General features: G+C 71.3%; 21 protein-coding genes. 19 read left to right on the plus strand and 2 right to left on the minus strand.

Going from position 1 to position 25,357, the window contains the following annotated elements; all coding sequences use genetic code 11:
* The first annotated feature begins 260 nt into the window (after window positions 1–260).
* From RM479_RS18830 to RM479_RS18885, 12 genes are all read left to right on the plus strand, one after another.
* Window positions 261–614 carry a CD225/dispanin family protein gene (locus RM479_RS18830; RefSeq protein WP_311513037.1) on the plus strand — a complete coding sequence of 118 codons (354 nt, stop codon included), beginning with the start codon at window positions 261–263 and terminating at the stop codon, window positions 612–614.
* A gap of 91 nt (window positions 615–705) precedes the next feature.
* Entirely contained in the window at window positions 706–1,221 is a 516-nt protein-coding gene (locus RM479_RS18835) for a DUF2752 domain-containing protein (protein ID WP_397222566.1), read from the plus strand.
* 42 nt (window positions 1,222–1,263) lie between these two features.
* Window positions 1,264–1,653 carry a CD225/dispanin family protein gene (locus RM479_RS18840; protein WP_311513038.1) on the plus strand — a complete coding sequence of 130 codons (390 nt, stop codon included), beginning with the start codon at window positions 1,264–1,266 and terminating at the stop codon, window positions 1,651–1,653.
* 149 nt (window positions 1,654–1,802) lie between these two features.
* Window positions 1,803–2,066 carry a CD225/dispanin family protein gene (locus RM479_RS18845; RefSeq protein WP_311513039.1) on the plus strand — a complete coding sequence of 88 codons (264 nt, stop codon included), beginning with the start codon at window positions 1,803–1,805 and terminating at the stop codon, window positions 2,064–2,066.
* Window positions 2,067–2,255: 189 nt separating this feature from the next.
* Window positions 2,256–3,062 (plus strand): indole-3-glycerol phosphate synthase TrpC, encoded by an 807-nt coding sequence (gene trpC, locus RM479_RS18850; protein WP_274807865.1) that lies wholly within the window; start codon window positions 2,256–2,258, stop codon window positions 3,060–3,062.
* Window positions 3,063–3,320: 258 nt separating this feature from the next.
* Window positions 3,321–4,538, plus strand: coding sequence for a tryptophan synthase subunit beta (gene trpB / locus RM479_RS18855; protein WP_311513040.1), 1,218 nt, complete (start codon window positions 3,321–3,323; stop codon window positions 4,536–4,538).
* Window positions 4,538–5,350: a tryptophan synthase subunit alpha gene (gene trpA, locus RM479_RS18860; protein ID WP_311513041.1), complete on the plus strand. Its 813-nt coding sequence runs from the start codon at window positions 4,538–4,540 to the stop codon at window positions 5,348–5,350. Before trpB ends, trpA begins: the two co-directional genes overlap by 1 nt.
* A 341-nt stretch (window positions 5,351–5,691) precedes the next feature.
* Window positions 5,692–6,198 carry a MauE/DoxX family redox-associated membrane protein gene (locus tag RM479_RS18865; protein ID WP_274807868.1) on the plus strand — a complete coding sequence of 169 codons (507 nt, stop codon included), beginning with the start codon at window positions 5,692–5,694 and terminating at the stop codon, window positions 6,196–6,198.
* 45 nt (window positions 6,199–6,243) lie between these two features.
* Window positions 6,244–7,221 (plus strand): DsbA family protein, encoded by a 978-nt coding sequence (locus RM479_RS18870; RefSeq protein ID WP_311513042.1) that lies wholly within the window; start codon window positions 6,244–6,246, stop codon window positions 7,219–7,221.
* Between the two features lie 55 nt (window positions 7,222–7,276).
* A complete protein-coding gene (gene lgt / locus RM479_RS18875) occupies window positions 7,277–8,377 on the plus strand; it encodes a prolipoprotein diacylglyceryl transferase (protein ID WP_311513043.1) in 1,101 nt (366 codons plus the stop codon).
* Window positions 8,378–8,516: 139 nt separating this feature from the next.
* Window positions 8,517–9,680 carry a hypothetical protein gene (locus RM479_RS18880; protein WP_311513044.1) on the plus strand — a complete coding sequence of 388 codons (1,164 nt, stop codon included), beginning with the start codon at window positions 8,517–8,519 and terminating at the stop codon, window positions 9,678–9,680.
* A gap of 237 nt (window positions 9,681–9,917) precedes the next feature.
* Window positions 9,918–10,856 carry a hypothetical protein gene (locus RM479_RS18885; RefSeq protein ID WP_311513045.1) on the plus strand — a complete coding sequence of 313 codons (939 nt, stop codon included), beginning with the start codon at window positions 9,918–9,920 and terminating at the stop codon, window positions 10,854–10,856.
* A gap of 44 nt (window positions 10,857–10,900) precedes the next feature.
* On the opposite strand, the gene RM479_RS18890 is transcribed toward RM479_RS18885, so the two are convergent.
* Entirely contained in the window at window positions 10,901–12,601 is a 1,701-nt protein-coding gene (locus RM479_RS18890) for a bis-aminopropyl spermidine synthase family protein (RefSeq protein ID WP_311513046.1), read from the minus strand.
* A gap of 562 nt (window positions 12,602–13,163) precedes the next feature.
* On the opposite strand from RM479_RS18890, the gene gltB reads away from it, so the two are divergent.
* The 6 genes from gltB (at window position 13,164) to pyk (ending at window position 22,753) form a co-directional block, all read left to right on the plus strand.
* Entirely contained in the window at window positions 13,164–17,726 is a 4,563-nt protein-coding gene (gene gltB / locus RM479_RS18895) for a glutamate synthase large subunit (protein ID WP_311513047.1), read from the plus strand.
* Window positions 17,727–17,756: 30 nt separating this feature from the next.
* Window positions 17,757–19,214, plus strand: coding sequence for a glutamate synthase subunit beta (locus RM479_RS18900; RefSeq protein WP_311513048.1), 1,458 nt, complete (start codon window positions 17,757–17,759; stop codon window positions 19,212–19,214).
* A 176-nt stretch (window positions 19,215–19,390) separates the two neighbouring features.
* The gene (locus tag RM479_RS18905; RefSeq protein ID WP_311513049.1) at window positions 19,391–19,774 is read left to right on the plus strand and encodes a DUF2784 domain-containing protein; all 384 of its coding nucleotides are present in this window, start codon (window positions 19,391–19,393) and stop codon (window positions 19,772–19,774) included.
* Between the two features lie 34 nt (window positions 19,775–19,808).
* Window positions 19,809–20,177, plus strand: coding sequence for a DUF2784 domain-containing protein (locus RM479_RS18910; protein WP_311513050.1), 369 nt, complete (start codon window positions 19,809–19,811; stop codon window positions 20,175–20,177).
* A 72-nt stretch (window positions 20,178–20,249) separates the two neighbouring features.
* Window positions 20,250–21,179 carry a prenyltransferase gene (locus tag RM479_RS18915; protein WP_311513129.1) on the plus strand — a complete coding sequence of 310 codons (930 nt, stop codon included), beginning with the start codon at window positions 20,250–20,252 and terminating at the stop codon, window positions 21,177–21,179.
* Between the two features lie 140 nt (window positions 21,180–21,319).
* Window positions 21,320–22,753, plus strand: coding sequence for a pyruvate kinase (gene pyk, locus RM479_RS18920; protein WP_311513051.1), 1,434 nt, complete (start codon window positions 21,320–21,322; stop codon window positions 22,751–22,753).
* Window positions 22,754–23,000: 247 nt separating this feature from the next.
* On the opposite strand, the gene RM479_RS18925 is transcribed toward pyk, so the two are convergent.
* Window positions 23,001–23,960, minus strand: coding sequence for a DUF1266 domain-containing protein (locus RM479_RS18925; protein WP_311513052.1), 960 nt, complete (start codon window positions 23,958–23,960; stop codon window positions 23,001–23,003).
* A gap of 331 nt (window positions 23,961–24,291) precedes the next feature.
* On the opposite strand from RM479_RS18925, the gene RM479_RS18930 reads away from it, so the two are divergent.
* Window positions 24,292–25,239, plus strand: coding sequence for a GNAT family N-acetyltransferase (locus RM479_RS18930; protein ID WP_311513053.1), 948 nt, complete (start codon window positions 24,292–24,294; stop codon window positions 25,237–25,239).
* The last annotated feature ends 118 nt before the right edge of the window (window positions 25,240–25,357 follow it).

The following is a 25,357-nucleotide window of genomic DNA, read 5'->3' on the forward strand; positions in this document are numbered from 1 at the left end:
GGACAGAACCGGCGAATCCGCAGCTCACAACGACTGAGTAACGGAAAATGGACGAAGGTCCCATGGGGCGGGTAGATTCACCTCCACCGGCCGTGACCGCCGTGCGTATCGACTGGTGGTCCGCCCCCGCGGTCTGGCAACATGCGTATTCGTCCGCGGCGTGAACGCACCGGTGAACCGACCTTGGCCCATGTCGGTCCGCGTGCCCTGCCACACGCCGCGTTCCGCAACCCTTGTCCACGTTCTGGAAAGTTGTTCTCATGAGCTATGGTCCCCCGCCCCCCGCCGGTCCTCCCGGATACGGTCCGCCCGGTGGCGGTTACGGCCCGCCCCCCGGCTCCACCCCGCCGGACAACGGCCTCACCTGGGCCATCGTCGCCATCTTCTGCTGCTGGCCGTTCGCCATCCCGGCCCTCATCAACGCGACCAAGGTCAACGACCTGTGGAACCGCGGTGACCAGGCCGGCGCGCTGGAGGCCCAGGCCCAGGCGAAGAAGTGGACCAAGTGGGCCTTCATCTCCGCGGGCATCATGTGGGGCCTCATCATCGTCTTCTACATCCTGATGTTCGTGCTCTTCGGTGCCGCCATGACGGCGTCCACCACCACCTACTGACGGACGCCGGTAGGGCCCTCTGCCCCCGGACGCCGGACGGCGTCCGGGGGCAGAACCCTTTTCCACCCCATCGACCCTTAAGCTGGTTCACGTGCAGCCCGAACAGAGCGACCACCGGCCCGGGACCCCCGGTCCGGCCGAGCACGCGCCCCTTCCCCTCGGACAGCGGATCCTGCGCAGGCTGCACCGGGTCCCCCCGCCCGTCTGGCCGTTGAGCGCCGGTGCGATCGCCCTGGCGGGCGCCACCCTCCTCCACTTCGTGGATCCCAACGAGCCGGGCAACTACCCCACCTGCCCCTGGCTGCTGATGACCGGCACCTTCTGCCCGGGCTGCGGGACCATGCGCGCCATCGCGCTCACCACCCAGGGGGACGTCCTCGGCGCGATCAGCATGAACCCCCTGCTGACCCTGCTCGTCCCCTACATCCTGTGGTCGTACGTCCAGTGGGTCGCCTCCACGATCCGCCCGCCCCGGAGACCGCCCCGGCCCACGCCCTCCTGGTTCCTGTGGACCCTCACCGTGACCGTCACGGGCTTCTGGGTGGCCCGCAACCTCCCCTGGTTCTCCTTCCTCGCCCCCGGGACACCGCTGTTCCCCGGCTGGTGACCCGGGGCGTCCACCGAGTCCACGTACCGAAAGGCCCGCACCATGAGCTACCCACCCTCCGGCGGTTACGGTCCGCCCTCCGGCGGCTATGGCCCGCCCCCCGGGGGTTACGGCCCCCCTCCCGGTGGTTTCGGCGGCCCGCCGCCCCCCTCCGGCCCGCCGAAGAACTACCTCGTCCACAACATCCTGGGCATCTTCGGCTGCACGGTCATCGGCATCATCGGCCTCATCTTCGCGCTCCAGGTCAACAGCAAATGGCAGGCCGGGGACTACACGGGCGCCGAGGAATCGGCCAAGGTCGCCAAGATCATGGGCATCATCGGCCTGGTCGGGTTCATCCTCGCCCTCCTGTTCGTGGTGCTCTACGTCGTGCTCATGGTCATCGGATTCGCCATGCTCGGCACGGCCACCAGCGATCCCTACTACTACTGACGGGTGAGCCCCTCGGCCACTCCATCGCGGCCGGCGGGGCGCCCCCGGATCACCACCGACTCGCTACCGTTTCGTCATCAGGGACCTCTAATCTCGCTTATCGGAGAGCCGACCGCCCCGGTCGGACACCTGACGAGAAACGGTCCCCCATGAACATGCCCGCCGAACAGCCGAAGAACTACCTCGGCCTCAACATCCTCGGCCTCTTCGGCTGCACCGTCGCCGGCATCATCGGCATCATCTTCGCCCTCCAGTCGAAGAACAAGTGGGAGGCCGGGGACCACTCGGGCGCCCAGGACGCGGCCAAGATCGCCAAGATCACCGGCATCATCGGCCTGATCGGCTTCATTCTCGTGGCCCTCTACATCGTCCTCGTGGTCATCGTCGGCGGAGCGATGGTCGCCGGCATGTAGCCGCCCCCGCCATCGGCCCCCGCCATCGGCCCCCGCCACACGCCGTGTGCGCGGGGGCGACGGCGTCCCCGCCCCCCGGTGTCGATACGATGAGCCCACACGGCGCGACGACGGTCTCCACCGGCGGCGCCCGCGGCCCGCGTCCCGGCGAGCGCCGCGACCGGCCACGACGATAGGGAGCGGTAACCAGTGAGCGTGCTCGACGAGATCCTCGACGGAGTACGCGCCGACCTGGCCGAACGCCAGGAGGCACTGCCCCTGGACCGGCTCAAGGAACAGGCCGCGTCGGCGCCCACCCCCAAGGACGCCGAAGCCGCACTGCGCCGCCCCGGCGTCCACGTCATCGCCGAGGTCAAGCGGGCCAGCCCCTCCAAGGGCCCCCTGGCGACCATCGCCGACCCCGCCGCACTGGCCCGCGACTACGAGGCCGGCGGCGCCGCCCTCATCAGCGTCCTCACCGAACAGCGCCGCTTCAACGGCAGCCTCGCCGACCTGCGCGCCGTCGCCCGCGCCGTCGAGACGCCGCTGCTGCGCAAGGACTTCGTGGTCAGCTCCTACCAGCTGTGGGAGGCCCGCGCCTTCGGCGCCTCCGCCATCCTGCTCATCGTCGCGGCCCTGCCCCAGGAGGCCCTGGTCTCCCTGGTGGAGCGGGCCCGATCCCTGGGACTCATGCCGCTGGTGGAGGTCCACGACGAGGACGAGGTCGACCGCGCCCTCGACGCCGGCGCCACCGTCATCGGTGTCAACGCCCGCAACCTCAAGACCCTGGAGGTCGACCGGGACACCTTCGCCCGGCTCGCCCCCCGCATCCCCTCCGACATCGTCAAGATCGCCGAGTCCGGCATCCGCGGGCCGCACGACCTGCTGGCCTACGCCGGTGCCGGCGCCGGAGCCGTCCTGGTCGGTGAGAGCCTGGTGCGCGGTCGCAACCCGCGCGAGGCCGTCGCCGACCTGGTGACCGCCGGAGCGCACCCCGCTCTGCGGGACCGGAACTAGGGGACGGACGGCTCCATGGGGGGAACGACGGCGCACACCGCCATCACGGCCCGTACCGGCCGTCGATGGCGATGGCTCTAGGGAACCCGCCGCGCACCACGCGCGCCCGCGGGTTCCCGTCGCCGCGTTGACCCACGTCAGAAACGCGCCGCGGGCTCCGAGACCGTCACCCGCGGCGCAGGTCCGGCCGACGCGCGCACCTCCTCGCGGCGCACGCCCGGGGTGGGCCGTCGACCCAGCATCCGAAGGACACGTCCCATGAACCACGATCCGCACCTGCCCGACGCGCGCGGGCATTACGGCCGCTTCGGCGGTCGCTTCGCCCCCGAGGCGCTCATCGCCGCCCTCGACGAGGTCGAGACCGCATGGGAGAAAGCCCGTCAGGACCCCGACTTCCAGGCCGAACTCGCCGGACTCCTCAAGGACTACACGGGGCGCCCCAGTGCCCTCACCGAGGCCCGTAACTTCTCCGAGCACTGCGGCGGCGCCCGGGTCCTGCTCAAGCGCGAGGACCTCAACCACACCGGGTCGCACAAGATCAACAACGTGCTCGGCCAGGCCCTGCTCACCAAGCGCATGGGCAAGACCCGGGTGATCGCCGAGACCGGCGCGGGACAGCACGGCGTGGCGACCGCCACCGCCTGCGCCCTCATGGGTCTGGAGTGCGTCATCTACATGGGGGAGGAGGACACCCGCCGCCAGGCGCTCAACGTCGCCCGTATGCGCATGCTCGGCGCCGAGGTCGTCCCCGTCACCATCGGCAGCCGCACCCTCAAGGACGCCATCAACGAGGCGTTCCGGGACTGGGTCGCCAACGTCGACCGCACCCACTACCTGTTCGGCACCGTCGCCGGCCCCCACCCCTTCCCGAAGCTGGTCCGCGACCTGCACTTCGTCGTCGGCGCGGAGGCCCGTGAGCAGGTCCTGGAGCGGATCGGCCGACTGCCCGACGCCGTCGCCGCGTGCGTGGGCGGCGGCTCCAACGCGATGGCGATCTTCGCCGCGTTCATCCCCGACGCGTCGGTCGCCCTGTACGGGTTCGAGGCCGGCGGCGACGGCGCCGACACCCCCCGCACCGCCGCCTCCATCAGCTCGGGAAGCCCCGGCGTGTTCCACGGGGCCCGCACCTTCGTCCTCCAGGACGAGTACGGGCAGACCCTGCCCAGCCACTCCATCTCCGCCGGCCTCGACTACCCGGCGGTGGGTCCCGAGCACGCCCATCTCGCCGACACCGGCCGGGCACACTACGAGGCGATCACCGACGCCGAGGCCATGGAGTCCTTCCGGCTGCTGTGCCGCACCGAGGGCATCATCCCGGCCATCGAGAGCGCCCACGCGCTGGCCGGCGCCCGCACACTGGGGGAGCGGCTCGGACCCGACGCCGTCATCCTCGTCAACCTCTCCGGGCGCGGTGACAAGGACGTCGACACCGCGGCCGCCTACTTCGGCCTGATCGACGCGAAGGACGAGGCGTGATGACCGTGACGACCCTTCAGAGCAAGCTCGCCGAGGCCCGCGACCAGGGCCGGGCCGCCCTCATCGGCTACCTCCCCGCCGGTTTCCCCGACGTGGAGTCCTCCATCAAGGTCATCGAGGCCATGGTCGCCGGCGGTTGCGACGTCATCGAGGTGGGCCTGCCCTACTCCGACCCGATGATGGACGGCCCCACCATTCAGCGCGCCGCCGATGTCGCCCTGGCGGCCGGGACCACCACCGACGACGTGTTCCGTGTGGTCGAGGCGACCGCCGCCACCGGTGCCGCGGCCGTGGTCATGTCCTACTGGAACCCCATCGAGCGCTACGGGGTGGAGCGGTTCGCGGGCGAACTGGCCAAGGCGGGCGGGGCCGGGGTCATCACCCCCGACCTCATCCCGGAGGAGGCGGGGGAGTGGACGGTGGCCACCGACGCCGCGGGTCTGGACCGGATCTTCCTGGTCGCGCCCTCCTCCACCGACCGGCGGTTGGAGCTGACCACCCGGGCCTGTGGCGGGTTCGTGTACGCGGCCTCGCTCATGGGCGTCACCGGTACCCGCACCCAGGTCGCCGACACCGCCGCCGGGCTGGTGCGGCGCACCCGGGAGGTGACCCGTGATTCGGGTCTGCCGATCTGTGTGGGGCTGGGCATCTCCACGGGGGTGCAGGCCGCGGAGGTGGCCTCCTACGCCGACGGGGTCATCGTCGGTGCCGGTTTCTGCCAGCGGGTGTTGGACGCGCCGGACCTGGAGACGGGGCTGATCGCGGTGACGTCCTTCGCCGAGGAGCTCGCGGCGGGCGTCAGGTCCCGCTGAGAGGGGACCTCGGGGGTGATCCCGGGGGACCTCGGACATCGTCGGCGGGCCGTCCCCTCACGGGGGCGGCCCGTTCTCTCTTCCTGCTGGTCAAAGCCAGGGTTAAGTCGGTGAGAATCGGGTGAGAAGGGGCCTTCCGGGGGTCGGTGACACCGCCGGCGGGGGTCGCGCGGTGGTGTGATGGGGGAGTGACGGACACCGGGGTCCGGTAGCGGTGCGCCCGGTTCCACCGCCCGGGGTCGTCGGGTGATCACAGACGGTAGGATCTGCATGGTCACCGAGAGCGACTCCATAGGTGCGGAGTGCGACAAATCAGCCCCCGATTCCCGAAGGCCCACTCCATGGACACAACCGACGAAACCCCCGCCCTCGTCTCCGGGTCGCGCTGGGACACCGTCCAACCCTGGATCACTTTCGTCTGCCGCCTCGCCCTCGCCGGAATCCTCGGGTACTCGGCCTTCTCCAAGTACCCGCCCGCGCTCTCCGTCCAGGCGGTCGAGGCCTACGACCTCTTCCCCCACGAGCTCGCCCGCCTCATCGGCTACACCCTCCCCCTCTTCGAGCTCGCCCTGGCCGTTCTCCTCCTCGTGGGCCTGGCCACGCGCTTCACCGGTGCCGTCGCCACCCTGCTCATGCTCGTCTTCATCGCCGGGATCGTCTCGGCCATGGCCCGCGGCCTGAGCATCGACTGCGGCTGCTTCGGCGGCGGCGGCGCGGTCGACCCCGAGGAGACGACCTACGGCCTCTCCATCACCCGCGACATCGGCTTCGCGGCACTGGGGGCCTTCATCGCCCTGTGGCCCCGCTCGCCCCTCGCCCTGGACCGCGCCCTCGGACTCTTCCGCTGACCCGCGATCCACGACCACCCCGGAACACAGGAACAGAGGAACACCATGGGGAGCGAAACGCGCAAACGCGCCCGCGAACACCTCAAGGAACGACGGGCCAAGGAGAAGAAGGCCGCGGCCCTGCGCAAGAACCTGATCGTCGTCGGCGCCGCCGCCGCGGTCGTCCTCCTAATCGTCGTGATCGGCTACGCCGTCCTCGACTCCGACCGGAGCGAGGGCTACACCGGGCCCATCGCCGCCCAGACGGTCCAGGAGGACGGCAGTGTCGTCATGGCGGACGACGGCGTCCAGGCCCCCGTCGTCGAGGTCTACGCCGACTACCAGTGCCCCGCCTGCCGTCAGTTCGAGATCACCAACGGCGGCCTCCTCAAGGAACGCGCCGCCCGGGGCGAGGCCATCGTCCACTTCCGCCCGGTGAGCATCTTCGCCCAGCAGCAGGTCCCCATCAGCGGCAACTCGCTGCGCGGCGGCGCCGCCGCCCGCATCGCCGCCGACCACGGCGTCTTCGTCGAGTACAACGACGTGCTCTTCGAGAACCAGCCCACCGAGGGCCGCGAGGGCTTCTCCACCGACCAGCTCAAGGGATGGTTCGCCGAACTGGAGACCTCCCCCGGTCAACAGGAGGAGTTCGGCGCCCGCCTCGACGAGGAGGCCGCCGTCGTCACCGAGTTCACCGAGGAGTTCCTGCCCGCCCTCACCCAGGACGCCGTGGACCGGATCGGCCAGGAGACCCTCGGCACCATGGTCCTCACCGACCTCCTCGCCTGGGGCGCCGACAACGGTCACGACCCCGCCTTCCTGGAGGGCACCTACACCGGCGAGATCATCGAGGCCACCGGCAACGCCTACACTCGCTACAGCGGTGACGACGCCTTCGGCGGCACCCCCTCCATCTACATCAACGGCACCTTGCTCGACAACAACACCGCCATGACGGTCAGGGGCCTCTCGGAGGCGATCGCCTCCGCCGACCCCGGTAAGGTCGAGACCCAGCCGTTGGGCGACGGGGGTGACGAGGAGTAGCACCCCCGAGGACACCCCCCGCACGCGGGGCGAACCCGAGAGCAGAGCAGTGACATTGTCGTCGACAGCCATCGAGGGCGCGGCCGGAACCGGTCGCGCCCTCGCGGCCATCCCCAGCCCGCAGGTGAACTCGATCCCGATCGGGCCCCTGGAGATCCACTTCTACGCGCTGTGCATCCTCGCCGGTGTGATCGTCGCCGTCCTGTGGAGCGAACGCCGCTGGAAGGCGATGGGCGGTGAAGCCGGCACCATCCTCGACATGGCCGTGTGGGCGGTCGTCCTCGGCCTCATCGGCGGCCGCCTCTACCACGTCATCAGCGACGCGCAACTGTACTTCGCCGAAGGCCGCGAACCCATCCGCGCCCTCTACGTGTGGGAGGGCGGACTCGGCATCTGGGGGGCCGTCCCCATGGGCGCCCTCGGCGTGTGGCTCGTCGCCCGCAAACGCGGCCTGTCGATGTCCAAGCTGTCCTTCGCCATCGCCCCCACCCTCCCCCTCGCCCAGGCCATCGGCCGCTGGGGCAACTACTTCAACCAGGAACTGTTCGGCCGGCCCACCGACGTCCCCTGGGCCGTGGAGATCCACCCCTACCCGGAGGGCCACCTGCGCCCCGGCATGGAGTTCGGTGTCACCACCTACCACCCCACCTTCCTCTACGAATCCCTCTGGTGCCTGGGCCTGGCCGTCCTGCTCGCCTGGGCCGGCCGCCGCTACGAGTCCTCCCTCCAGGGCGGCCGTCTCTTCGCCCTCTACGTCATGGGCTACTGCGTGGGCCGCTTCTGGATCGAGTACCTGCGCGTCGACCCCGCCAACGACTTCTTCGGCCTGCGCCTGAACAACTGGACCTCCATCGTGGTCTTCGTCGGCGCCCTGGCCTACTTCGTCTGGGCCGGTCGACGGCTCGACGCCTTCTCCGGTTCGGTCCTGCCCCACGGCGCCGACGCCGGGACCCAGGTGTTCGGGGTCACGGGGGGCGGTGAGGTCGGTAACGACGGAACCGTCTACAGCACCGCCGACACGGGGGATTCGGACCTCGACACCCCAGGTGGGGACGCCGGCACGGAATACCACCCGAGCCCCGAGCGATCTAGTAGCGAGGGCTCGACCGAGAACGACGCCGATACGGGAACCGATTCCGGGGCGAAGCCCGAGTAGACACGGGGAAGGTCGCACGCCCGCCGTAACGGGCGAGACGACCGCGCACGACATCCACCTCCACCCATGAGGGTGGCGACGTGCCCGCACGTGCCCCCGTACCTTTCGAGCAGACCACGGGTGACCATTGAGAAAGACCGTGAGCAGAGCCGAGTCCGGGTCCGGCCGTAGAGGTCGGCGCGGCGGTACCCGCCGCGCCGACACCGGCCGTATCCGCGACAACGCCGACGACTACGGCCACGACGAGGCGTACGACTACGACCCGGAGGAGGACTACTCCGCCGAGTACGGTCACGCCTCTCCTCGTGACGACGACCACGACCCCGTCGCCGATCAGGGGTCCGCGGACGACTCCGGGGAGCACCGGGACGACCGGGCCCCCCGGGGACGCCGCGGAGCCCGCCGGGCCGCCCCGGCCAAGGACACCGCGCAAGGCGGCACGGTGGACCGGGTGTCCGCCTTCTCCGCCTCCGCGATCAAGAAGGTCTCGGTCCTGGGCGACCGGTCCAACCAGATCGTGTACACCCTCGCCGAGCAGAGCAAGCGCAAGCGCGGCACCGTGATGCTGGGCGTCCTCACCGGCGCCTTCGCCGTCGCCCTGGTCGCGCTCCTGGGTCTGCTCTCGTACCAGCTCTTCAGCGGGGCCGGCGGGGTCACCTCCGGTGGCGACGGCAGTGTCGTCGCCCCGCCCGAGGGGCACAGCACCCTCACGCCGCAGCTCTACCTGTCCGAGCCCGACCGCGCCGACGTCTTCGGACCCATCGAGGAGCGGCCCGAGGGCCTCGAACCGATGACCGAGGAGGCGGTGTTCGGTCCCGTCGGGGAACTCGAACTGGACGACATGAGGCTGGAGCTGCGCGACGGCATGGTCACCGACTCCTGCACCTCCCTGGTGTGGGGCGAGGAACTCGGCCAGAGGCTCATCGACGCCGACTGCGTCAACGCCGCCTCGGGCCTGTACACCGACGCCGACCAGGACCACGTCGCCCAGGTCACCCTGTTCGACCTGGCCGACGCCGACGCCGCGGCCGACGTCGAGGCCGCCCTGGACCCGACCAACGCCGAGACCGGCGCCGGGTTCCTACTCAGCCGCACCAGCGACGAGATCCCCGGCCTCCAGGACGGTTTCAGCCAGGCCAACGTCCAGGTCATGGGCCACTACCTGGCGGTCTTCTGGGTGGCCCGCACCGACGGCAGCCCGCCCGGGGAGGACACCGACCTGGCGAAGTTGAGCGTGGCCTCCATGAACGCGGTCGGCTACGTCTACGACGAGGTCATCACCGCGCAGGCGCGACAGGAGTAGCGGACCGACCGACCGCTCCACCGAGACGGCCGTGCCCCCATCGGGAGCACGGCCGTTCGCGCGCCCCGGACGTCCCGATAGGATCTCGGACAGATCACCCGGTCACGCGACCGGGTCGAGCGCGGGGCGCGCACACCGCTCCGGGGCGGCCCCCTGATCCCCCCGCGACGCCCTCGCCGAGTGCGATGGGCCCGGTGGCGCGCACGCGGGCCCGTCATCCGAGGAAAGGTCCATGGGGTGTCCCCTTCTGAAGCGTCGGCGTCCGGCACAGCGGGACGTCGGAGGAAGAACAGCGAACCCGATGACGCCGGGCGCTCCTCCCGTACGAACGGCCGCCGCCGCTCCGGAGGACGCCGAAAGCAGGAACCCAGGCGGTTCGGTCGGCTCATCGGTGTCATCGGCGGTGTCCTGGTCGTCGCCCTCATCGGTCTCGGCGTCGTCCTCTACCTCGACCGGGGCGGGGAGGGCGGCGGGGACGGCTCCCCGCCGCGGACCCGACCCGTCGCCTACTCCGTCTCCGACAGCGAGACCAACGACATCAACACGGTGCTGGCCACCCGCGAGGCCGACAACCGCCCCCTCAACGAGGGTGAGCTGTTCGGTGAGCGCAGCGCCGAGATCTCCAGCCGGGGCGTGGCCTTCACCCTGCGCGACTTCGAGCTGGCGGAGGACTGCTCGGGCGCGGTGTGGGGCGACGGCGTCGCCGAGGCCCTGGCCGGTGCCGACTGCACCCAGGCCGGGCGCGGCACCTACGTGTCCGACGACCACTTCGGTGTGGTGGCCATCTTCAACCTCGCCGACATCGAGGGCAGCCGGGCGGTCGCCGCCGCCATGGCCGAACCCGAGCTCCCCGAGGGGGAGGAATCGCCCGCCGACGCGCCCGTCACCGGGTTCGTGATGCCGCCTTCGGGCGCCGACCCCTTCGACCGGCTCGGCTCGGGTTACAGCGCGGCCGAGGCCACGATCAGCGGCCACTACCTGGTGGTGGTGTGGGTGCAGCCCACCGACTCCGCATCGGTCGACGAACGCGTGAGCCTGGCCAGCCCCCTGGTGACGCTGGGCAACTTCCGGGACCCGCTCTACCGGCGTCTGGTCAACCTCAAGGACGACACCGACACCACCGAACCGACCGGGGGCACGGGCGTCGAGACCACCGGGCCCGGCACCGGCGGCTGACCCGCGCCCGGGGTCGCGCCCGCGCGGGCGCGACCCCGGGACGCTCACTCCTTCGCCGCCGCCGCCCACACCCGTTCGGCCACCGAACGCAGCTCCGCGAACCGGTGTCCGGGCAGGTCCAGCAGGGTGTGACCGGAGACCCACTCCGGAGCGGCGGTCACCGCGTGGCGGGCGGTGCGCTTGTTGATCGGTTCCTCGCGCTCCCGCGCGACGCGGATCGTCCCGGCCCGCAGCACCGACGTCAACGTGCCGTGGGCGTGCTCTTGGACGTGCGCCAGCAGCCGGTCGACCGGGTCCGTCGGCTCGGGGGCGGGCGTCAACCGGATCGCCGTCAGGTCCGGGGCGCCGAAACCGCGCAGGAACCGCACCCGGAACCGCGGCTCCACCAGGGCGCGCAGCCCCGTCTGTCCCCGTTCGTCGCGCACGCACGCCGCCGCCGACGGCACCAGCAGGTACCCGGTCCCGTCGGGGCAGGCCAGCGCGGCCCGTGCCGCGATCCGATCCCATCCGCCGGTCAGGTCCACCACGGGCGGCCCCGACAGCGGCACGGCCGTCTCCATCCACGTGGACAGGCGCACCCGCCCCGAGGCGGGCGGCACCGACGACGGCCACGCCCCCACGGGCACCGGCCGGGCCCCGGTCTCCTCGGCGACCCGCGCCACCACGGCGCGCGCCCGTTCCTCGTCCAGCGCCCCCTTGGCCTCCTTGGCGTTCACGCCCTGGCTGTAGACGCGGGCGGGGCCCTCACCGGCCGGGGGAAGGGTGCGCGACAGCGGCCGCAGCACGTACAGGTCCGAGGCCGCCCCGATCGACTCGGCGCCCTCGTACCGGTTGAAGTCCGGCCACATCGCCTCCATCACCAGGTCCGATCGCAGGAGCCGGGCCTGGGTGGCCGCCGCGAGCCGGGGTGTGGTCTCACTGACCCCGTAGGCCACCAGCACCCGGCCCCTGCGCGGGTCGGCCATGCCCTCCAGGCCCCGGCGCACGAACAGTTCCACCCCGTCGGGGGTGTAGGGCGGGTCGGTGAAGACCACGTCCGCCGCGCCGCGCAGCGCCGGCGGCAGTCCCAGCCGCAGGTCGGCGTGATGGGTGCGCACGGCCAGGCCCAGACGGTCGGAGACCGCGTCGATGTGCGCCAGCACCCGCTCGTCGATGTCGACGACCAGGACCCGTGCCCGCGGCCGGGTCAGCGCCAACGCGACCGAGGTCAGGTCGTGGTCGCCCACGCACAGCACCGTGCGGTCGTCCAGGTCGAACCGGGTGGTCAGGAACAGGGCCCGGCGCAGGGCCGTCTCGGCGGTCGCCGTGACGTGGTCCAGGTCCGGGTCGGAGGCGGGCCCCTCGGCGACGGCGCGGGCGATCTCGGCGGCGGCCCGCCCGTGCCGGGGCAGCAGGTGCGCCACCGGGTCGGCGAGCGTGTCCCCGGCCGCCCCCGCGTAGTGGGCGGGGTGCGTCGGCCGTACCCGGACGCCGTCGCTCTCGGGTACGGCCTCCCCGGCCTCGACCAGGGTCCGCAACAGCGACACCACCAGGGTGCGGGCCACCCCGGTGGCCCGCACCAGGTCGTCGGGGCCGCACGGGTGCCCGGTGGACAGCGCGGCGAGGACCCGGCGCAGCCGGGGCGCGTCCACGCCGTGGTCGCGGAGCGCGCGCCGCGCCGCCTCGGGCAGGGGGGCGGGCGGGGTGTCGGTGTCGCGGGGGCCGGGGGCGTCGTCCGGTCCGGGGGAGATGGGGTCTACAGCCATGCCCCGATCGTCCCACGCCCCGGGCGCGGACATCGATCCGCAGGTCAGGGTGGTGCGTGAAGGATGAGGGAGATATCACTCGCGTGCGGACCCGAGTCCCCCTTGGGGGGAGTGTTAACACCGGGGTAATGTGGTGGCGCGGCGCACCGCGCTCGCGCGCCCAGGGCGGCGAACTCGACCAACCGTCGTGTTTTATCCGCTTTGGGAGGTTTACCGGGATTCCCTGGTGGAAAAACCGGCTAGGCACACCCTCGACGGGGAACCACCCGTACGAGGGACCGTGACACCACCCGTAAGGTGTCCACGACACGTCACCCGGGGTGCACCGCGGCACCCTATGGTCTAGACCTGCGATCCACATCGCGGCTGGACCCGCACGAAGAACGCAACACCGCTCGCAGCGGGCGACCATCCGCCATTCGCACCACGAGGACGTGGCCGCGGTACGGTGGCGGGCCACGGCGTCCACGACCCGAGCACCCACAACTTCACGCACGCAGCAGGGCCAATGTCGTCCCGGATGCGCTTTTCACGAAGCCGACGCAAGACGACAGGAGGGTAGATGCCCGCTGGTCAGGTGCGGCGTTCGTCCGTCCGAACGAACGTTGAATCCACTTCTCAGGGCCTGTACGACCCCGCCTTCGAGCACGACGCCTGTGGTGTGGGCTTCGTCGCCGATCTCACCGGCCGCCGCGGCCACGACATCGTGCAGAAGGCTCTCACCGTACTGCGCAACCTCGACCACCGAGGCGCCTCCGGTGCCGACCCCGACGACGGAGACGGCGCGGGCATCCTCACCCAGATCCCGCACGAGCTCTACACCGAGGTCTGCGACTTCGAGCTGCCCGCCGCCGGCGCCTACGCCGTCGGCATCGCCTTCCTCCCCGCCGACGCCGCCGAGCGCGCCGCCGCCATCGACACGATCAACGCGATCGTCGCCGACGAGGGCCTCACCCTCCTGGGCTGGCGCGACCTGCCCTTCGAGCCCCAGTACAGCGGCCCCGCCGCCCGCGAGGCCATGCCCTACTTCGGGCAGCTCTTCATCGCCGGCACCCCCGGCACCGCCACCGACGGCATCACCGGCATCGAGCTGGAGCGCTACGCCTACTGCGTCCGCAAGCGCGCCGAACACGAGACCGACGTCTACTTCCCGAGCCTGTCCCCGCGCACCATCGCCTACAAGGGCATGCTCACCACCCCGCAGCTGGAGCCGTTCTTCCCCGACCTGTCCGACCGGCGCTACGCCTCCGGCCTGGCCCTGGTCCACTCCCGGTTCTCCACCAACACCTTCCCGTCCTGGCCCCTGGCCCACCCGTTCCGCTACGTCGCCCACAACGGTGAGATCAACACCGTCAAGGGCAACCGGAACATGATGCGCGCCCGCGAGGCCAAGCTCGCCAGCGACCTCATCCCCGGCGACCTCGACCGGATCTTCCCCATCGTCGACCCCGACGACTCCGACACCGCGTCCTTCGACGACGCCCTCGAACTCCTCCACCTGGGCGGTCGCTCGCTCCCGCACGCCGTGCTCATGATGATCCCCGAGCCCTGGGAGAACCACACCGAGATGGACCCGGACGTCCGGGCCTTCTACGAGTACCACTCCACCCTCATGGAGCCCTGGGACGGGCCCGCCTCCGTGTCCTTCACCGACGGCACCCTCGTCGGCGCCGTCCTGGACCGCAACGGCCTGCGCCCCGGACGCTACTGGGTCACCGAGGACGGCCTCGTCGTCCTCGCCTCCGAGGCCGGCGTCCTCGACATCGACCCCGCCACCGTCGTCCGCAAGGGCCGCCTCCAGCCCGGCCGCATCTTCGTCGTCGACACCGCCCAGGGGCGGATCATCGAGGACGAGGAGATCAAGGCCGAGCTCGCCGCCCAGCACCCCTACCGGGAGTGGATCGACTCCGGCGTCCTGCGCATGTCCGACCTGCCCGCCGCCGAGCCCGTCCCCGTGACCGAGCTCAACCGCGCCCAGCAGGTCTTCGGCTACACCGAGGAAGAACTCCGGATCATCCTCACCCCCATGGCCCGCACCGGCGCCGAGCCCATCGGCTCCATGGGCACCGACACCCCGGTGGCCGCGCTCTCCGAGCGCTCCCGCCAGCTCTTCGACTACTTCTCGCAGAACTTCGCCCAGGTCACCAACCCGCCCCTGGACGCCATCCGCGAAGAGATGGTCACCAGCCTGTCCACGCTCCTGGGCGCCGAGCACAACATCCTCGAATCGGCCCCCGGCGACACCCGACGCCTCGTCCTGGCCACCCCGGTCATCGACCAGGACGAACTCGCCGCCATCGTCTCCGCGGGCCGCACCGAACCGGCCCTGAAGACCTTCACCGTCGACGGCACCTACCCCGTCGACGGCGGCGGCGAAGCCCTGGCGGCCCGCCTCACCGAGATCAACGGCGAGATCGACGCCGCCATCGCCGACGGCGCCCACATCCTCGTCCTCAGCGACCGCGGCGCCGACCCGAGGCGGGCGCCCGTCCCGTCGCTGCTGCTCACCGGGTCGGTCCACCACCACCTCGTCCGCGAGAAGACCCGCACCGAGGTCGGCCTCATCATCGAAGCCGCCGACGTGCGCGAATGCCACCACGTCGCGCTCCTCCTCGGGTACGGCGCCTCCGCCGTCAACCCCTACCTCGCCCTGGCCACCGTCCGGGACCTGGTCCAGCGCGGCACCATCGGCGGCATCGACGCCGACGACGCCGTCCGCAACACCGTCAAGGCGTTCGGCAAGGGCGTCCTGAAGGTCATGTCCAAGATCGGCGTCTCCACGGTCAGCTCCTACACCGGAGCCCAGATCTTCGAGGCCCTCGGCCTCGGCGCCGAGGTCATCGACCGCTGCTTCACCGGCACCACCTCCCGCCTCGGCGGCGTCGGCTTCGACGTCCTCGCCGAAGAGGTCGCCATCCGCCACCGCCGCGCCCACACCGACAACACCGGCTCCGGCGCCCACCGGCGTCTGGAGATCGGCGGCGAGTACCAGTGGCGCCGCGAGGGCGAACCGCACCTGTTCGACCCCGAGACGGTCTTCAAACTCCAGCACTCCACCCGCACCCGACGGTACGAGATCTTCAAGGAGTACACCAGCAGGGTCGACGACCAGGCCGAGAGGCTCATGACCCTGCGCGGCCTCTTCCGCTTCAAGGAGGGCGTGCGCGAACCGATCCCCATCGACGAGGTCGAGCCCGTCTCCGCGATCGTCAAGCGCTTCTCCACCGGCGCCATGTCCTACGGCTCCATCTCCGCCGAGGCCCACGAGACCCTCGCCATCGCGATGAACCGCCTCGGCGGCAAGTCCAACACCGGCGAGGGCGGCGAGGACCCCGCCCGCTTCATCCCCGACGCCAACGGGGACCTGCGGCGCAGCGCCATCAAGCAGGTCGCCTCCGGCCGCTTCGGCGTCACCTCGCACTACCTCACCAACGCCGACGACATCCAGATCAAGATGGCCCAGGGCGCCAAGCCCGGCGAGGGCGGCCAACTGCCCGGCCACAAGGTCTACCCGTGGGTGGCGAACACCCGCCACTCCACCCCCGGCGTCGGGCTCATCTCCCCGCCGCCCCACCACGACATCTACTCCATCGAGGACCTCGCCCAGCTCATCCACGACCTCAAGAACGCCAACCCGTCCGCCCGGGTCCACGTCAAGCTGGTCTCCGAAGCGGGCGTCGGCACCGTCGCCGCCGGCGTCTCCAAGGCCCACGCCGACGTCGTCCTCATCTCCGGCCACGACGGGGGCACCGGCGCCTCGCCGCTGACCTCCCTCAAGCACGCGGGCACCCCCTGGGAGCTCGGCCTCGCCGAAACCCAGCAGACCCTGCTGCTCAACGGCCTGCGCGACCGCATCGTCGTCCAGGCCGACGGCCAGATGAAGACCGGCCGCGACGTCATCGTCGCCGCCCTGCTCGGCGCCGAGGAGTACGGCTTCGCCACCGCCCCCCTCGTCGTCTCCGGCTGCGTCATGATGCGCGTCTGCCACCTCGACACCTGCCCCGTCGGCGTCGCCACCCAGAACCCCGTCCTGCGCGAACGGTTCTCCGGCAAGGCCGAATACGTGGTGAACTTCTTCGAGTTCATCGCCCAGGAGGTCCGCGAACACCTCGCCGCCCTCGGCTTCCGCAGCCTCGACGAGGCCATCGGCGCCGTCGACCTGCTCGACACCACCGAGGCCGTCCAGCACTGGAAGGCCAAGGGCCTGGACCTGGCGCCCATCCTCCACGAGGTGGAGCCCTGGGGCGGGGACCACCGCGTCCAGCGCCGCATCCAGGACCACGGCCTGGAGAAGGCCCTCGACAACACCCTCATCCAGCTCGCCGAAGGCGCGCTCGACTTCGGCCGACCCGTCAAGCTCGAACTGCCCGTCCGCAACGTCAACCGCACCGTCGGCACCATGCTCGGACACGAGGTCACCAAGCGCTACGGCGCCGACGGCCTGCCCACCGACACCATCGACGTCACCTTCACCGGGTCCGCGGGCCAGTCCTTCGGCGCCTTCGTACCCAAGGGCGTCACCCTCCGGCTCAAGGGCGACGGCAACGACTACGTCGGCAAGGGCCTGTCCGGCGGCCGGGTCATCGTCCGCCCCGCCGACGCCTCGCGCCTCGTCGCCGAGGAGCACATCATCGCCGGCAACGTCATCGGCTACGGCGCCACCTCCGGGGAGATCTTCCTCCGCGGCATCGTCGGCGAACGCTTCTGCGTCCGCAACTCCGGCGCCCTCGCCGTCGTCGAGGGCATCGGCGACCACGGCTGCGAGTACATGACCGGCGGCCGTGCCGTCGTCCTGGGCCGCACCGGCCGCAACTTCGCGGCCGGCATGTCCGGTGGCATCGCCTACGTGCTCGACCTCGAACCCGGCCGCGTCAACGCCGAGATGGTCGCGATCGAGGAGCTCACCGACGAGGACCGCGCGTTCCTCACCGACGTGCTCACCCGACACCACGCCGAGACCGGATCCACCGTCGCCCAGAGCCTCCTGGCCGCCGGCGACACCGGCCTCGACCGGATCGCCAAGGTCATGCCGCGCGACTACAAGCGCGTCCTGCTCGCCCAGGCCCAGGCCGAGCGAGAAGGCCGCGACGTCGACGAGGCCGTCATGGCCTCCGCGCAGTCCTGAGCGTCAGCCGACACGAGAGGAGGAACGATCATGGCCGACCCCAAGGGTTTCTTGAAGATCACCGAACGCGAGCTCCCCGTACACCGACCGGTGGACGTTCGCATTCAGGACTGGCGCGAGGTCTACGAGGACTTCGACCGAGGGACCGTCACCAAGCAGGCGTCCCGCTGCATGGACTGCGGCATCCCCTTCTGCCACAACGGCTGCCCGCTCGGCAACCTCATCCCCGAGTGGAACAACCTCGTCCACACCCACGACTGGGCCGAGGCGATCGAGCGGCTCCACGCCACCAACAACTTCCCCGAATTCACCGGCCGGCTGTGCCCCGCACCCTGCGAATCCGCCTGCGTGCTCGGCATCAACCAGCCCGCCGTCACCATCAAGAACGTCGAGGTCTCCATCATCGACCGCGCCTGGGAGGAGGGCTGGGTCAAGCCCCTGCCCCCCACCGTGCGCACCGGTAAGAGGATCGCCGTCGTGGGCTCCGGCCCCGCCGGCCTGGCCGCCGCCCAACAGCTCACCCGCGCCGGCCACGACGTCACCGTCTACGAACGCGCCGACCGCATCGGCGGCCTGCTCCGCTACGGCATCCCCGAGTTCAAGATGGAGAAGCGGCACATCGACCGCCGCATCGCCCAGATGACCGCCGAGGGCACGGAGTTCCGCACGAGCACCGACATCGGCGTCGACATCACCGTCGAGGAACTGCGCGCCGACAACGACGCGGTCGTCCTCACCGGCGGTGCCACCGCCTGGCGCGACCTGCCCGTCCCCGGCCGTGAACTCGCCGGCGTGTACCAGGCCATGGAGTACCTGCCCCAGGCCAACCGCGTCCAGTTCGGCGACTACGACCGCGCTCCCATCCACGCCGAGGGCAAGCACGTCGTCGTCATCGGCGGCGGTGACACCGGCGCCGACTGCGTCGGCACCGCCCACCGCCAGGGTGCCGCCGGCGTCACACAGCTGGAGATCATGCCCAAGCCGCCCGTCCACCGACCCGACGCACAGCCCTGGCCCACCATGCCCACGCTGTACAAGGTCACCAGCGCCCACGAAGAGGGCGGCAAGCGCGTCTACTCCGTCAACACCCTGGAGTTCCTCGGCGACGACGACGGCCACGTACGCGCCCTCAGGCTCGTCGAGGTCAAGCGCACCGACAAGGGCTTCGAACCCGTCGAGGGCACCGAACGCGAGATCCCCGCCGACCTCGTCACCCTCGCCATGGGCTTCGTCGGCCCCCAGAAGGAGGGCATGATCGAGCAGCTCGGCGTCGACCTCGACGGACGCGGCAACGTCGTCCGCGACACCGACTACCGGACCAGCGTCGACGGCGTCTACTGCGCCGGCGACATGGGCCGCGGCCAGTCCCTCATCGTCTGGGCCATCGCCGAGGGGCGCTCCGCTGCCGCCGCCGTCGACCGCGACCTCACCGGCCGGGACGGCGAACTGCCCGTCGCCATCCCGCCCACCGCCCGACCCCTCGTCTGACCCACGGGGCGTACCGTACGGGGCGCACGGGATCCTCCCGCGCGCCCCGTACGCGTACCCGCCGTGACGTTGCACACCGGTGACCCCACCGTGTCGGAGCACCGGCCCCGGCCCCGACACACTGGAACCCCGGCCCCCGACCCCGGCGCCCCCCACCCCCCACGGGAGCAACGACCATGGTCTACCGCCTCATCGGCGACGCCGCCATGCTCTTCCACTTCGCGTTCATCCTCTACATCGCCGTCGGCGGATTCATCGCCTGGAGGTGGCCCCGCACCTTCTGGATCCACCTCGGCGTCGCCCTCTACGGCCTGGCCATCAGCATCGTCGGTTGGACCTGCCCCCTCACCCACGTCGAGAACTGGGGCCGTGAGAACGCCGGACAGGCCGGACTCGCCGAGGAGGGCTTCATCGACCACTACCTCACCGGCGTCATCTACCCCGCCGACGACCTCCGCCTGGTCCAGACGGGCGTCGGCGTGGTCGTCGTCCTCTCCTGGATCGTCCTCGCCGTCCTCACCCGCCGCCGCGCCCGCGCCGAGAGCACCACCGCGACCTGACCCTTTCGAGACCCGCGACGCCTACCATCGGACCATGGCCTACAGGCTCGTCGCCGACACGGCCATGGTCCTCCACATGGCCTTCCTCGTCTATGTCGTCCTCGGCGGGTTCATCGCCTGGAGGTGGCCCCGCACCTTCTGGATCCACCTCGGCGTCGCCCTCTACGCCTTCGGCATCGTCCTCATCGGCTGGGAGTGCCCCCTCACCCACGTCGAACGATGGGGCCGCGACCGGGCCGGCCAGGAGGGCCTGCCCCCCACCGGATTCATCGACCACTACCTCACCGGCGTGGTCTACCCGGAGGAGCACCTCGGCACCGTCCGCCTCGCGGCAGCCCTCCTCATCCTCCTCACCTGGACGGTCCTCGCCGTCCGCGGCGCGCACCGCCTCCATCGCACGTAAAGAACACGAATGGATTGATCGACGGCGCGGGACCCCGCCCACCCCCAGGGGTACCGTTCCGACATGAGCGTTGTGACCTGGGAATCCTTCCTCGCGGCCGAACACTTCATCATGCGCACCGCCCGGCTCCTCGACCGGCACCGGTTCGCCTACCACTTCCAGGCCGGACCCGCGCAGCCCGTCCGCTCCGCCCTCTCCGCCTACCGCAACATCGACGGCGGCTACGGCAACGCCCTCGACCCCGACCTGCGCGGACACGCCAGCCAACCCCTGGCCGTCGACACCGCCCTGCGCATCCTCGACGAACTCGGCCCCGTCCCCCACGACCTCGGCCAGGGCATCTGCCGCCACCTCGCCTCCGTCGCCGCCCCCGACGGCGGCCTCCCGCCCGTCACCCCCGCCGTCCGCCACACCGAATCCGCGCCCTGGTGGCGCCAACGCACCGACTTCGGCCCCGACCTCGCCCTCACCGCCTCCATCACCGGCCGCCTCCACCGGCACAACATCACCCACCCCTGGCGCGACCGCGCCACCGCCTACTGCTGGAAGCACATCGACGCGCTCCACTGGACCGAACCCCACGAGGCCGTCGGCATCTGCGCCTTCCTCCAACACGTCCCCGACCGGCCCCGGGCCCTCCACACCATCAACCGGCTGTCCACCATGATCCGGGCCGCCGTCAACGTCCGACCCGCCGACGGCGCGGGCGTCCCCGGGCCCCGCTCCGCCGCTCCCCGCCACCACGTCCACACACCCCTGGACCTGGCGCCCGACCCCTCCTGCATCGCCCGCCCCCTGTTCACCGACTCCGAGATCGACGACGCCCTCGAACGCCTCGAACGCACCCAACGCCCCGACGGCGGCTGGGACACCTCCTGGGACCACTGGGACACCGCCGCCACCCTCGAACTCGAAGGCATGCGCACCGTCCAGCGGCTCCGCGTCCTCCGTGCCTACGGCCGCCTCGCGCCCACCCTCCCCACCCCCCGACGCGACCGCTGAACACCCCTGGGGCCACCACCGCGAAAGCCCCACGGGACCGTTGGTGCACAGCCCGGATCCACCTTCCCGCAGCCTGAGATACGTCCATTCGCAACCTGGTTTAGACCACTGCATCCCCCGGACGCTCTAAAGTGTTATCCGTGACACGTCGAGCAAAGATCGTCGCGACCCTCGGTCCCGCCACTTCGAGCCCGGAGATCCTCCGCAAGCTCGTCCACGCCGGACTGGACGTCGCCCGACTCAACCTCAGCCACGGAACCCACGACGACCACAGCGCCAACCTCGCCACCCTGCGAGCGGCCGCCGAGGACGTCGGACGAGCGGTCGGCGTCCTCGCCGACCTCCAAGGACCCAAGATCCGCGTCGGCACCTTCGCCGACGGCCCCGTCGAACTCAACGTCGGGGACGAGTTCACCATCACCATCGATGACGTCCCCGGTGACGCGCACCGCGTCTCCACCACCTACAAGGGCCTGCCCAACGACGTCCGACCCGGCGACCGCGTCCTCATCGACGACGGACGCATCGTGCTGGAGTGCACCAAGACCACCGGCAGCGACGTCCACACCCGGGTCGTCTACGGCGGCGTCGTCTCCAACCACAAGGGACTCAACCTCCCCGGAGTCGCCGTCAGCGTCCCCGCCCTCACCCAAAAGGATGAGGACGACCTGCGCTGGGCCCTGCGCAACCGCGTCGACATGGTCGCCCTCTCCTTCGTCCGCAGTCCCGCGGACGCCGAGGAGTGCCACCGCATCATGGACGAAGAGGGCCTCACGGTGCCCCTCATCGCCAAGATCGAGAAGCCCCAGGCCGTCGAGCGCCTCCAGGACATCATCGAGGTCTTCGACGCCGTCATGGTCGCCCGCGGCGACCTCGGCGTCGAACTGCCCCTGGAGAACGTCCCCATGGTGCAGAAACGCGCCGTCGAACGCTGTCGCGACAAGGCCAAACCGGTCATCGTCGCCACGCAGATGCTCGAATCCATGATCGGAGCCCCCCGGCCCACCCGCGCCGAGGCCTCCGACGTCGCCAACGCCGTCCTCGACGGCGCCGACGCCGTCATGCTCTCCGGAGAGACCAGCGTCGGCAAGTACCCCGTCGAGACCGTCGAGACCATGGCCCGCATCATCAGCGCCGCCGAGCAGGAGTCCCTGCGCGCCTCGCACATCCTCAACCGGGTGCCCGAGACCACCGGCGGGGCCATCGCCCGCGCCGCCGCGGAGATCGGCGCCACCATCGGCGCCAAGGCGCTCGTGGCCTTCACCATGTCCGGTGAGACCGCCCGCCGCCTCGCGCGCTACCGGTCGCCCATCCCGCTCCTGGCGTTCACCACCGAGAACGCCACCCGCGGACGCCTCTCCCTGACCTGGGGAGTGGAGACCAACCTGGTCCCCTGGGTCGACAACACCGACGACATGGTCCGCCAGGTCGAGAGCGAACTGCTCCAACTCGGTGACTACACCAAGGGCGACAAGGTCGTCATCGTGGCCGGCAGTCCGCCCGGGACCACCGGTTCCACCAACTCCCTGCGCGTCCACCGCCTCGGCGACACCGTCGCCCTCGACGGCGTCTGACACGCGTCATCCGGTGTCCGGTCCGGGACGTATGAGCCGCGTCCACGGACCGGGGCCGGATGTGGCGGCACCCACGGAACACGCCCCGGGGCCTGTTCTCGAACGCTCTTGCGCGCCCTCGGGGCGGGGTTCCGTGGCCCGGGGCGAACGTCCGGGGAACGAGGGCGTGAGCGCGGGGCGAAGGCTCCCGTTCTCCGGGCGCGCCGAGCACGGACCGAAGCGGGGCGGAGGTTCGAAGGAACACGCCCTAGCGGTGGGTCTCCTGCTCCTGGCCGCCCGTCTCGGGCAGCACCCGCTCCAACGGCATGTCCCAGGGCAGCAGGTTCCACGGGCTGCGCGGATCCTCGGTGAGCAGGCCCAGCGCCGCCCACACCCGGTCGGTCCCGCCGTGGTCGCCCTCCACACCCTTCTCCGGCCACAACAGGTAACCGGCGTGGAAGGCCATCGACAGCTGCTGCCACGACGAGTACCGTCGCTGGAGATCCGACGCCACCCGGCGCAACGTCGTCTGCGACTCCACCGGACTCAACCAGTCCAGGGTGGCACCACCGCACACCAGGCGGATCACGTGCACCGACTTCCACCACTGGTAGGCGCCGATGATCACCGTCTCATCGCCCTCGGCCACACCCGTGACCATCCGCAGCCGGTGCACCTGCTCCGGTGACAGGGGCACCTGCTCACCGGTGGTGCGACCGCCCTGGTCGAGCGGCAGCCGCGACCGGGCCGACCCGGCCGCCAGGTCCACCACCAGATCCACCGAGGGACCGGTGTGCAACTCGCCCATCTGCCGGTCGATCGCCGCCAACAACGACTCCCGGTCGGTCACGTTCCACTGGCGCTCCAGCAGCCGCCGGTAGGACCGCCGCAACGTCGGCCGCGCCACCACGTCCCAGGGTTCGGCCAGCGCCACCCGGAACGGCGCGGCCACCGCCGCCGCCCACCGCTCGGTGCTGAGCGGGGCGTCCGCGTCCTTGGTGCGCAACGTCGGGGACTCGCGGGAACCGAGCACCAGCTCGACGAAGGAACCGACGGCCAGCGCCACCGCCGGCGGGAACGCCCACCCGGGCGCCACCGCCACGAGCACGACCACGAGCAACGCGACCGGTGTCAACAGCCACGGCCGACGCCGACCGGACCCCCAGGCCACCACGACCCAGGCGCCGATCACCAGTGCGCCGAACACCCCGGCCGCCGCGGTCAGCACCCGTTGCTCCTCTCCTGAGAACCCGCCTCCGATTCTCAAGGATCCTCGAAGCCCGCCCGCGCGGGCGACCGAACCCACGGGTTGTACTCAGGTTGTGGCCGTGATGTGACCGGTTGGACCCGCCTTGCCCGGGCATGAAGTGACAAACGGCCCTTTTCGTCCCGAACCGGCCGGGTAGTTACAGAGGTTCCACGCAGCCAGAACCGGGCACCGAACCCACCGCCCCCCGACCCCCGGTCCGGTCGTGACGCACGTCGGTCGACGTCCGCCGCGAACGGCGGCCCCGGAAAACGGCTCGACGGACCCACCGTGCGCTGACACGGTGGCACCCATGACGAACCTCGAACTCCTGACCGCCGCGGACGTACGACTCATGCAGGCTCTGGCGCAGCGCATCACCGCCACCCGCCCGGACCTGGTCAACGCGGACGCGGCGTTCGGCGAACTGGCCTGGAACTGGGGCAAGGGGCACGCCGCCGACGGCGCGACCTGGCCCCGTCGGCTGTGGTTCTCCGACGGCGACCTGATCGCGTGGGCCTGGGCCCACCTTCCGCGCCGGGTGAGACTGAGCGACGGGTCGGTGAGGGACGTCACCGGCGCCCACCTGGTGTACCAGGTCCACCCCGACCACGCCGGACTGGTCGACGAGGTGATCGACTGGTACGACGTCACGGCGGCGGGCCTCGAACGCACGGTGGTGCCCGGCGCCGCCGACACGTTCGCCCTGGAGCGGTGGGCCGCGCACGGCTACGGGACCGACCCGTCCTCCCTCGGGGACACCGGCTCCTGGACCCTGCTCAACGAGCGGGACCTCACCGACCTGGAACGGCCGGTCCTGCCGGACGGATTCCGGTTCCGCACCGCCGACGAGGTCGGCCCCCAGGCCGCGGTCCGGGCCCACCTGGACGCCTGGGCCCCCTCGGCGTACACGATCGAGTCCTACCGGGGCGTCCGGGACACGGAGGCCTACCGCGGCGACCTGCACGTCCTGGTGGAGGCGCCGGACGGAACGTTGGCCTCCTCGACGATCATGTGGCTCGACGAGGCGAACAGGACCGCCCAGTTCGAGCCGGTCGGGACGCATCGGGACCACCGGCGCAGGGGGCTGGCGAGGGCGATGCTCCTGCACGGGATGCACCTGGCGCGGGCGGCCGGGGCCACGCACATGACGGTCGCCTGCCTGGGGGCGCCGGGGCATCCCCGGGCGCGCGGGCTGTACCACGGCGTCGGGTTCCGCGAGTTCACCCGGGACGCGCCGCTCATCAAGACCGCGGGCTGAGGACCGGTCGGCGCGGACGAGGGCGGGGCGCACGTCCGTCCATCTCCCCGGAAGGTCCTCGATGGGCGGCCGACGGCCTTCCCTCGCGGCGACTCCTCCTCCGGCCTCGCGATGAACG

The organism is Nocardiopsis lambiniae, from assembly GCF_031845465.1.
Classification (GTDB): Bacteria; Actinomycetota; Actinomycetes; order Streptosporangiales; family Streptosporangiaceae; genus Nocardiopsis; species Nocardiopsis lambiniae.

Bases quoted from the DNA above. Each gene is read 5' to 3' on its own strand.
- RM479_RS18830 (WP_311513037.1), top strand. From the start codon at position 261: ATGAGCTATGGTCCCCCGCCCCCCGCCGGTCCTCCCGGATACGGTCCG.
- RM479_RS18840 (WP_311513038.1), top strand. From the start codon at position 1,264: ATGAGCTACCCACCCTCCGGCGGTTACGGTCCGCCCTCCGGCGGCTAT.
- RM479_RS18845 (WP_311513039.1), top strand. From the start codon at position 1,803: ATGAACATGCCCGCCGAACAGCCGAAGAACTACCTCGGCCTCAACATC.
- trpB (WP_311513040.1), top strand. From the start codon at position 3,321: ATGAACCACGATCCGCACCTGCCCGACGCGCGCGGGCATTACGGCCGC.
- trpA (WP_311513041.1), top strand. From the start codon at position 4,538: ATGACCGTGACGACCCTTCAGAGCAAGCTCGCCGAGGCCCGCGACCAG.
- RM479_RS18865 (WP_274807868.1), top strand. From the start codon at position 5,692: ATGGACACAACCGACGAAACCCCCGCCCTCGTCTCCGGGTCGCGCTGG.
- RM479_RS18870 (WP_311513042.1), top strand. From the start codon at position 6,244: ATGGGGAGCGAAACGCGCAAACGCGCCCGCGAACACCTCAAGGAACGA.
- RM479_RS18890 (WP_311513046.1), bottom strand. From the start codon at position 12,601: ATGGCTGTAGACCCCATCTCCCCCGGACCGGACGACGCCCCCGGCCCC.
- gltB (WP_311513047.1), top strand. From the start codon at position 13,164: ATGCCCGCTGGTCAGGTGCGGCGTTCGTCCGTCCGAACGAACGTTGAA.
- RM479_RS18900 (WP_311513048.1), top strand. From the start codon at position 17,757: ATGGCCGACCCCAAGGGTTTCTTGAAGATCACCGAACGCGAGCTCCCC.
- RM479_RS18905 (WP_311513049.1), top strand. From the start codon at position 19,391: ATGGTCTACCGCCTCATCGGCGACGCCGCCATGCTCTTCCACTTCGCG.
- RM479_RS18910 (WP_311513050.1), top strand. From the start codon at position 19,809: ATGGCCTACAGGCTCGTCGCCGACACGGCCATGGTCCTCCACATGGCC.
- RM479_RS18930 (WP_311513053.1), top strand. From the start codon at position 24,292: ATGACGAACCTCGAACTCCTGACCGCCGCGGACGTACGACTCATGCAG.